The 9,048-nt window shown below is 60.1% G+C and carries 12 protein-coding genes; 7 read left to right on the forward strand and 5 right to left on the reverse strand.

Annotated features, from left to right (window positions below; genetic code table 11):
• The first annotated feature begins 46 nt into the window (after positions 1-46).
• Positions 47-490: a hypothetical protein gene (locus C480_RS16050; RefSeq protein WP_006666664.1), complete on the forward strand. Its 444-nt coding sequence runs from the start codon at positions 47-49 to the stop codon at positions 488-490.
• Here C480_RS16050 and C480_RS22295 read toward each other — a convergent pair.
• Both C480_RS22295 and C480_RS16060 read right to left on the reverse strand, forming a co-directional pair.
• On the reverse strand, positions 459-644 hold the full coding sequence (locus C480_RS22295; protein ID WP_006666665.1) for a hypothetical protein: 186 nt from the start codon (positions 642-644) through the stop codon (positions 459-461). The two genes, C480_RS16050 and C480_RS22295, sit on opposite strands and share 32 nt — an antisense overlap.
• Positions 645-848: 204 nt before the next feature.
• Positions 849-2,456: a GTPBP1 family GTP-binding protein gene (locus C480_RS16060; protein WP_006666666.1), complete on the reverse strand. Its 1,608-nt coding sequence runs from the start codon at positions 2,454-2,456 to the stop codon at positions 849-851.
• Positions 2,457-2,571: 115 nt separating this feature from the next.
• Here C480_RS16060 and C480_RS16065 point away from each other — a divergent pair, with 115 nt between their 5' ends.
• The 3 genes from C480_RS16065 to C480_RS23100 all read left to right on the forward strand — a co-directional run bounded on the left by C480_RS16065 (position 2,572) and on the right by C480_RS23100 (position 4,405).
• A complete protein-coding gene (locus C480_RS16065) occupies positions 2,572-2,757 on the forward strand; it encodes a hypothetical protein (protein WP_006666667.1) in 186 nt (61 codons plus the stop codon).
• 33 nt (positions 2,758-2,790) lie between these two features.
• Entirely contained in the window at positions 2,791-3,054 is a 264-nt protein-coding gene (locus C480_RS16070; protein ID WP_006666668.1) for a hypothetical protein, read from the forward strand.
• A gap of 460 nt (positions 3,055-3,514) precedes the next feature.
• Positions 3,515-4,405: a hypothetical protein gene (locus C480_RS23100; protein ID WP_152424070.1), complete on the forward strand. Its 891-nt coding sequence runs from the start codon at positions 3,515-3,517 to the stop codon at positions 4,403-4,405.
• Between the two features lie 420 nt (positions 4,406-4,825).
• Here the strand turns inward: C480_RS23100 and C480_RS16075 are convergent, their stop codons facing one another.
• Entirely contained in the window at positions 4,826-5,245 is a 420-nt protein-coding gene (locus C480_RS16075) for a hypothetical protein (RefSeq protein ID WP_049903826.1), read from the reverse strand.
• Between the two features lie 381 nt (positions 5,246-5,626).
• Positions 5,627-6,427, reverse strand: a complete 801-nt coding sequence (gene pyrF, locus C480_RS16080) for an orotidine-5'-phosphate decarboxylase (RefSeq protein ID WP_006666670.1) — start codon at positions 6,425-6,427, stop codon at positions 5,627-5,629.
• 271 nt (positions 6,428-6,698) lie between these two features.
• Between pyrF and C480_RS16085 the strand changes: the two genes are divergently transcribed.
• Both C480_RS16085 and C480_RS16090 read left to right on the forward strand, forming a co-directional pair.
• Entirely contained in the window at positions 6,699-7,049 is a 351-nt protein-coding gene (locus C480_RS16085) for a hypothetical protein (protein ID WP_241433839.1), read from the forward strand.
• A 291-nt stretch (positions 7,050-7,340) separates the two neighbouring features.
• The gene (locus tag C480_RS16090) at positions 7,341-7,880 is read left to right on the forward strand and encodes an NUDIX hydrolase (RefSeq protein WP_006666672.1); all 540 of its coding nucleotides are present in this window, start codon (positions 7,341-7,343) and stop codon (positions 7,878-7,880) included.
• Between the two features lie 127 nt (positions 7,881-8,007).
• Here C480_RS16090 and C480_RS16095 read toward each other — a convergent pair whose 3' ends face one another.
• Positions 8,008-8,442, reverse strand: a complete 435-nt coding sequence (locus tag C480_RS16095; protein ID WP_006666673.1) for a VOC family protein — start codon at positions 8,440-8,442, stop codon at positions 8,008-8,010.
• A gap of 161 nt (positions 8,443-8,603) precedes the next feature.
• On the opposite strand from C480_RS16095, the gene C480_RS16100 reads away from it, so the two are divergent.
• Positions 8,604-8,978 carry a methylglyoxal synthase gene (locus C480_RS16100; protein ID WP_006666674.1) on the forward strand — a complete coding sequence of 125 codons (375 nt, stop codon included), beginning with the start codon at positions 8,604-8,606 and terminating at the stop codon, positions 8,976-8,978.
• Positions 8,979-9,048: the final 70 nt, after the last annotated feature.

The following is a 9,048-nucleotide window of genomic DNA, read 5'->3' on the forward strand; positions in this document are numbered from 1 at the left end:
ACTGAGACCGGTTTCTTTTACTCGCGACGGCCGTCCGTGCGAGTCGATGACCGACCACGCGATCAATTTTCAGTCGATCGTCGCGGAGATTCGGCGAACCGGTGGTTCGAACGGCGCTGGCGACGACAGGCCTGCTACCGGCACGGCCGACGACGCACCGCTCGTCACGGTCGACGGCGACGACGTGATCGATGTCTGCCAGCAACTCTACGGTGCGCTCGCCGAGCGAACCGAGCCGACGACCTGCGAGTTCTATCTGCATCCAAACGCGCGTCGCGAACTCGAGCGACGATTGCTCGCAGACGAACTCGCGGTCGAATCGATGCCGTTTCTCGAGCGGCAGCTCTGGACGGACGTGTCGATGCCCGACGACGTGATTCTGTTCATGCACCCGGATGCGGTGACCCTCGGCGGAACGGTGACCGGCGAGCACCCGGTGGGGCTGGGGACGGTCGCGATCACGAACTCGTCCGGCGGTAGTGATCGATGAGCACCGTGCCAGCGCGGACGAGCGTGTAGAGTCCCGAGGTGAGCACCGTCATCGGAACGGCCAGGTCTTGAAATCCTCGCGCCAGCGAAACGAGTTCACTCATCGGCCCGGGCCGGAGTCCGAGAAACTCGAACGGCAGCACGAGGAGTTGCAAGACGATCGTGATGACCGTGGCGAGAGCGATCCAGAACAGCAGGATGCCGGCGAAGACGAGCGCTTCGCGGATCGCCCATCGGAGGCGGCCGGACGGGGAGCGCGGAAATATCGTCTGGATAACTAGTTAGTTTCAATAAAAATCTTCTGAAGTATCATATAGATGTATCGACAAATGGGTCGAGAGGTCGACGGTGGACACGACTCACTCCGCGTTCGCGGGGTGAACGGCCGTCACCGTGCCGACGCCCTTGCTGCGACCCTCGCGGAAGACGAACTTCTGGCCTTCCTCGACGAGGTACGGGCGGAACTTGAACCGGACGGTTGTCTCGCCCGTGTCGCCCGGGAGGAGGCGACCCTCGTCGGGGTGAAACGCCGCCGCCTCACCGATCGTCTCGAGGTGGACGACCGGCTCGTAGCCGTCGCCGATCCGGGTCGGATGGTTGAGTACCATCACCTCGGCCTCGAACTCGCGAATCGGTTCCGGATCGGCGTCCCGCGGGAGCAGGACCATGCCGCGCTCGATCGCGCTCTCCTTGATCCCCTTCAGCGCGATGCCGACGATCCGGCCGGCCTGGGCCGTATCGACCCGATGGTAGTGCATCTCGATCGAGCGAACCTCGACCTCCTGAAATCGCCCGTCGGGCATCGGCCCGATGAGGAGCTCGTCGCCGGCCTCGACCTCGCCGGATTTGACGGTTCCCGAGGCGACCGCGCCGACGCCAGTTACCGAGTAGCTCCGATCGACGTACATCCTGAACTCGCCGGTATCCTGAGACGTCTTCGGGAGTCTGTCGAAGAGTTCATCGAGCGTCTCGAGTCCGTCCATCGTGATGGCGCTGGTTTCGACGATGGGGACGACGCGCTCGCTGATTTCGTCGATTGCAGTGTCGATACCGTGGCGGGAGACGCGAAGCGGCGACTTTTCGACCTCTCGGAGGAGGCGTTCGACCTCGCGTTCGACTTCCTCGACGCGGTCGTCGTCGACGGCGTCGGTCTTCGTGATCGCGACGATAGTCGGCAGATCGGTCGCGAGGAGGACGCCGAGATGTTCGCGGGTCGTTCGCGTGGGGCCGTCGTCGGCGGCGACGACGAGCAGGCCGTAGTCGAGTTTCTGCCCGACGAGTCCGCGGATCGTCGTGCGGAGCCACGGCTCGTGGCCGACGGTGTCGACGAAGGAAACGAGCCGATCGGCCTCCTCGACGACCTGGGCGCGGTCCGCCTTGCGATTCGGGTTGCGAACGCGGACCGGGCCGTCGTCGTCGAAGCCGTAGACGGCGTAGGAGAGATCCGCCGAGAGGCCGCGTTCGACCTCGTGGGGTTGGACGTCGAGATAGGAGCGCGTCGCGCCGTCGCCGTCGTCCGGGTTGCCGGTGACGAGCGAGCCGACGAGCGTGCTCTTGCCGTGGTCGACGTGACCCGCCGTGCCGACGACGACGTGTTCGTCGTCCGTCTCAAGGACGCTTCCTTCGTTGATTGTCGCGACGCCGACGAGCCCCTGGTTGATTCCCCAGGTCTGTACGTCGTCGATGTGTGCGTCAGCTTCCTCGGCCAGCAGCGAGAGCACGTCCATCGTCTCCGAGAACGTATCGGGATCGACACCGGCGAGTCCGCCGTCGTCCGTCACGCCGACGACGTACGTCGCCTCGCCGTCGCCGGAAAGGAGTCGGTGACGCAGTTGGGCCGCCAGACTCTCGCGTCGTCCACTCTCGAGGTGAACATCGCGTGAAAGCCGTTCCTTGAACTCGACGTTGCCACCGTCCTGTTCGCCACGGTCCAGGGCTCGCTCGAGAAGAGCCCGGTCACGGCTCATAGCAACTGATAGCGGTCCACACGGCAAAAGCCTTCCCGTCTATGGGTATCAATTACCATGGACCGGCGGAAGATACTGGGGCCGGTTTCAAGGGTCTCGAGCCCCTGTATGCAGTATGAGCGTCAGTGGCCTCTGTCAGATCTGTGAGTCCCGGCCGGCCCAGGAACGCTGTGACAACTGCGGCACGCTCGCCTGCGAGCAACACTACGACCGCGAGAAAGGGCTCTGTGCCGACTGTGCGGCCCAGGTCGAACCGGGACGTGACCCGAACTCGGACGACGTCGACGTACACCGGTTCTGACCGCTCTCTCCGCCCTCGCATCCACTCCACCAAATGACCGCCATTCGCGATGAACTCGCGATCGCCGTCGGCGTCGGCGACCGATTCTGCGTTGAGGTAGCACAGTGCGAAGGAACGCTCGTCGCCACGCACCCGCGCGAGGGGAGTCCACTGGACATCGCCGTCGTCGAGGGAATCGACCAACTTGAGGGGGTCCCCGCTACCCCGGTCGAAGTCGAAATCGAGCCCCGAATCGTCGAGGACTACGTCGTCGGGCGACTCGTCGCAGTCGACTGTTCGACGCCCGACCTTCCGTAAGCCTTCGAGTAGATCGACAGCCATCAGGTGCGTTCGTCCATCTAGTCTCGATCGGATATTGCGGCCGGTGAGAAAGCCCTTCAATCGGGAAAGCACTGTACGATCGAGTTCATACTACACAATACCGGGTGTGAACGAATGAGGCTCTGGAGTATCAGCGATACTCTTTCCTGGAAGGGTCTAGTTTCCATCCCTCTACTGATGTCTTTCGGTGGGAGCTTGATGTGACTCTCTGCTAGTTGTAATCGCGCTCGAACCGTTCAAGCTACTCGCGGACGCTCGACTATTATCCATCTACGAGTTATGGAAACGATCAAGCGGGATTTGAGAGTGTGACTGCTTCTCGATTCGCAACTTGACTCAACTAAATAGCCATTGACAAACCACTAGTAACTACTGTACCAGAGTTCTTATAATTATATCCGATAGTTTTATAATCGTGTATGTTACCTATATTGTCATGCCACAGAATGGCAAACACAGTGGTGACAAAATTGACCGGCGGAAAGTGCTGAAAATCGCGAGTGCAGCCGCTCTCGGTGGACTGGGCGCTACGGCATCTGCCGGAGCGTCACAGTATGAACCGCAGGTCATTCGGCTCAAAGGTAGTTACAACAGTCCGATCAAGTCCAGCGAAGCACGAGAGGCTCTCGAAAGATTGGTCGATAAAAGTCCGAGTGCTCATTCGAAGGCTCTTGATACAGAAGGAGTCTCGGAGTTTCGAGAGGGCTCCGAAACCGTCGAATACGTTGCTCGGATAGGATCTAACGGTCGTGTCAGCCAGTACTATGGTGGCTCATCAGAAGACACGGAGGCATCTGCCCACGCGAAGGGTAAAAGGAAAAAAGACGAATTCCAAACGTCGGAAGTGACGACCTCCTCACCCCCCGTCGAATCTGGCCCAGAATGGGACTTTATCGACGACTGGCAGGCAAATGAGACGGCGCACTGGGGAGAACTGAACCACAATATTGAATGGTATTACGTTCTCGAGGATAACGAAGTCCGTAATGCATTTCGAAGTCTTATCGCGAGTAGCGATGATACCATTAACCCATATAGCCGCTGGATAGATACCACGCATGACTGGGGTGAAAGCGAACTCGGGAGTGAATCAATCCACAATGCCGGTCCAACCACCACGCATGATGAAGGATACACTGTTTCAATAGGATATCCTGCAGGAGGTTCTCTCAGTTGGAACGCTGGGGGCTCCGGTGACGTGGAACAATCGCTTGACAACAGTGATCCAAGTATCGATTGGCATTATGGCATCCCGAGGAATGGAACATCATGGTTCTACCCCGGCAGTCACGTCGTCGCGGACCAAGGATCATACGGGACAAGGTGATCACCGATCGAGCAGAAGGAATTTGGGGCAGCGTCTATAATCTCGGACACAATTGGCACATGTCTAATTACTATTGGTGATTATACACATCTAGTAACAGAGGGTTGAATGCGGTTTTAATACCCCTCCTGCTCCTGACTAGGGACCAGTACTGGTTACTTGTATCGTTATAAATATATCTGGTTGGTCAGCCCAGATACAGTGTGGGACTCTCCGATGTGCTGACCCTATCGCGTTCAGAGATTGATGGTATTGAATGAGTTGCAGGAAGTGTGTCTTGGTTAGTTGCTGGACCGAGGACGATATTTTCGTTCACAATCTAATGAATAAGCCGCTATGTGTGTGTGTGTACACTGAACTCTGAGTTCGTGGCCGGCTTCAGAAATGAAGGTGACTGATGAGCAACTGTGCTGCCAAGCGTTAGTTATCAGATCGCTCTCCGACCGTGATTGTTTTGTCGTATGTATCGCTTACCCGCTCGATTCCGGAAGCGGCGGTGAGTTCCCAGTCGCCAGCTACCGTCGCATCGAACCGACCGAGCGTGAAAAATCTCGCTTCTCCTGGCGGGATTTCCGCATCACCGTCAATACTGGTGGAGGCCGTTTGCACGGATTCGTCCTCGTTCGGTGGTGTGAGTTTGACACTCACTTCACCAGTAGCTGGCTCACCACCAGGGTTTCCAAGGTGAATACCGATTTCAAATTCATCACCCACGGTAATGCCATTTGGATCCTGTGGTTGATTCCGCAGGAGAATGAACGCACCGGGTTCGGCTTCATTCACCTCGAACTTGGGTTCCGTATTGCTGGAATCTGCTCCAGTGCTGGCTCCAACGTCCATACTTCCGACGGAGTCTGTTATACTGCTAGCCCCACGAGTCATCCACCCTGCGATAGCAGCGGATCCAACCGTGAGACCGGTAAGGAGGGCACGACGGCGCATATTCCCAATAAAACGCATATGCACATAAAAGTTGTCACCCGGTCAATCTACCGTTGTATCCTCGCTCTGGACTGGCCGGTGATGAGATTCGTTTCGTCGGAAACAGCAGACGCCGAGCCGATCGTACCTGTAATTATACACCGATCGCGCAGCCGTTGTTGCAGCCTGCATCGCAACGGCACGGTCGACTTCAACGCGATCCACGAGAGGATCGTCAGTGAGAAACCGCCCGCGCGAGTTCAGACTTGGCTGGCGATTTCGCGCCCGATTCCGTTCGCTTCAGTCCCGATACTGATTGAGTCGCCGCTGCAAGCGCTTTGCCGCCTGGCCGCTCGCGTTGGCGAACTCCTCGCCGTCGTTTTCCCCCGCGAAGATGATCCCGCGCGACGAGTTCACCAAGCCGACGCCGTTGGCCAGGCCGAACTCGACGGCGGCTTCGGCGTCGCCGCCCTGTGCGCCGATGCCGGGGACGAGAAACGGGAGGTCGGGGACCTGCTCCCGGAGGTCCTCGAGTTCTTCGGGCTTGGTTGCGCCGACGACGAGGCCGACGTTGTCGTTTTCGTTCCAGAGATCGGCGAGGGCGGCGACGCGTTCGTAGACTGGTTCGCCGGAGTCGAGTTCGAGATCCTGGATGTCCGCGCCGCCGGGGTTCGAGGTGCGACAGAGGACGAAGACGCCGGCGTCCTCGTTCGAGAGGAACGGCTGGAGGGAGTCCCGGCCCATGTAAGGATTGACGGTGATCGCGTCGGCGCGCTCGAGCAGTTGGGCGTACTGGCGGGTCGTGTTGCCGATGTCCGCTCGCTTCGCGTCGAGTAGGACCGGCACGTCCTTGCCGTGGGCGTAGGCGATCGTCTCCTCGAGTGCGCGCCAGCCGTCGGGGTCCTCGTAGAAGGCGGCGTTCGGTTTGTAGGCGGCGGCGTGCTCGTGGGTTGCGTCGATGATGCGGCGGTTGAACGCCCACCGAGGGAGGTCGTACTCGCGGAGGTGTTCGGGGATGCGAGACGGGTCGGGATCGAGGCCGACGCTCACGACGCTGTCGACCGTCCGGATGCGGTCGTGCAGTCGATCGAAGAAGTTCATGCACGCGAGTGACCGCCGGACGGTCGAAAAGGTTCCTATACCGCTGGACAGCACTCAGTGAGCAGTCGGGGACAAATTGCAGGCTGTCGTCTGGAAGGTGTCGATAGCAACGCGGCAGGCCGGCAACGAACCGACGCGATAGCCCTCCGTTTCGCTGCGAGCACGGACGAGGTGTGGCGCGTGCGCCCCCCAGTGTACGGAACGGTACCAGATGACAATACCAAACATATTAGATGGTATTTACTTCGGGGTAATGGCGTATAGGCATTGTATGGACATCCGAGGGAAGGTGAAGCCGCTATTGCAGTTCGGACGCGTTCGCAACCAGATCCAGTCGACACTTCGGGGGACGGCCCAGGCAAGCGGGGGAGCGACAGAACCCGGCCAGCCGACCGTTCACGGTCCGAAACCGACTGACAGTCGCGGCCAGGAGAACGGCCCCGACTACAGCGGCGACCATGAACCCGGGGCGGCAACGAACTCGACGGCGGCACAGTCGGACGCCGCCGGTAATCTCTTCCAGTGTTCGACCTGCAATGCGGTCTACATTGACGACGAAAAGGAAACCTGTCCCTCGTGCAATACCGAGGTCGAACAGGTTCGATCGACGTTTTCGCGATAGGGCGCGGTAGTAGCTACGCGCAGTCTCCTCGTTCACCAACAGTCCCGAGACTCGCACTTACAGCAGTCCGTATCAGTTCGACGACCAAGTCGAGATCACACGGCCTGCTGGTTTCGATACTGACAGGGAACCACTGCGGCGCTCGATGAAAGCATTTTTATTCCTACTTGTAGAGGGAGATTACGGTGTTCATCCCGCCGTTGTTCAGCGGACGAGTTCACGATCCACGGAGACGGAGCCATCGACGGCACGGGGCGACCAGCAACGACATCGATTGCAGTCACCTGCACAATGCCACGTCACCACACGGGGGACGAATCTCCACCGACAGCCGCCGGACCAGTTATCGACTACGAATCGCTGCGCAATCACGACGGTGTCCCGTTTCACGAACGGACGAACGTTGTCGATGAGGAACTCGTCGAGCAAGTCACAGCCCTCGCTGATCTCGCCGGAGCAGGGATCACGAACCACGATGGTGACCTGCTCTTGCGGCGGCTCACCGACACGTGCGCGTGGAAAATTCCCGTCGCAACGGTCGCCCCCGAGGAGGACTTCGCCGCGGCAATTACGACGCACATTCGGGAAACCATCGGCTTCACCGTCGCACTCGATGCGATCGAAGGCGTCTGGGATATCCGCCTCCGGACGGAAGACGGGACGAAAACGGCGTCTCGAGGGTTCGTCATCTTCAGCGCCTCGCCGGTTTCCGGTAGCTACGACCTCGAGGCGGCTACCCCCGAGGGCGACCCGGTCGAGGATGCGGGCTGGTTCGGTGACCTTCCGGCCGAGGCGGACGAAATCCCCGGGACGGAACGGTTTCTCGACTGAGCAGCCACGGTAGCAAATCGACCGCCACCGATCGAAATCGCGGAGGGAATCGGAAGCAAGCGCATGGTTCTCACGGCTGTTCGGGACCGGAGCCAACGCGGTATCGAGACGGCTGTTCGTCGGTTCGCTACGGTTCGAGCACCTCGACGAGGTTCCCTTCCGGGTCGCGCAAAAACATGATCGTCGTCCCGCTTTCCGTCGTTTGCGGCCCGCTCAACGTCGTCACATCCGCCGGCAACGCCTCGTCGAACGCCGCGAGATCACCGACTTCGAGGCCGACGTGCGTCGCACCCGGCTGATTGAGCCCCGCGGCCGGCACCTCGCGAACCGCCGGTTCGAACTCGACGAGTTCGACGCGGCAGTTCCGAGAGCCCTCGAGATGCACGAACGTCCCGCTCGCGCCGTCGACGTCGATCGCGTCGGCGAGTTCGGGACCGGCGACGGTGAACTCGTCGGCGACCGAGAGGCCGAGTACATCGCGGTAGAACGGGAGGACGGTATCGAGGTCACTGACGGTAATCCCAACGTGGTGAGTGTCCGTGTCGGAGCGGATCGGTGGCATAGCGAACGTCCGGAAGCCCGGCCGAAAAAACGTTCGGCTCTGGATTGGTTCGATCGACGAGTTCGTCCCGTGTTCCTGACGACAGCGGCTGGTGTCGGCATCGTCCGAACCGAAGCAAACGGCGGGGATACTATTACAGTCACCGCACTCGACAATCCGATATGAGTCGCCTCGCACTGATCGCCCACGACGAGGAGAAACCGGCCTTGATCGAGTTCGCCGAGCGCTACGAGGATGCCCTTGCGACCTGCGACCTCGTCGCGACCGGAACGACCGGAAAGCGCCTCCAGACGGAAACTGAACTCGAGGTCGAACGCAAGGAATCGGGCCCGTACGGCGGTGATCTGATGATCGGCGCGGAGGTCGCAGCGGGGATGATGGACGGCGTCATCTTCCTGCGCGACCCGCTTCGCGCCCAGCCCCACGAGCCGGATATCTCGGCGCTGTTACGGATCTGTGACGTCCACGACACGGCGCTGGCGACGAACCTCGCGTCTGCGACGTTTCTCATCGAGGGACTTACAGAGACCGGCTGACTGCGCGCAGAACCTCACCGAAGAAGTGTGGATCCGGCCGGTATTCGACTGTCCGCTCGTCCTCCCCGCC

This window comes from Natrialba aegyptia DSM 13077 (assembly GCF_000337535.1).
Lineage (GTDB): Archaea > Halobacteriota > Halobacteria > Halobacteriales > Natrialbaceae > Natrialba > Natrialba aegyptia.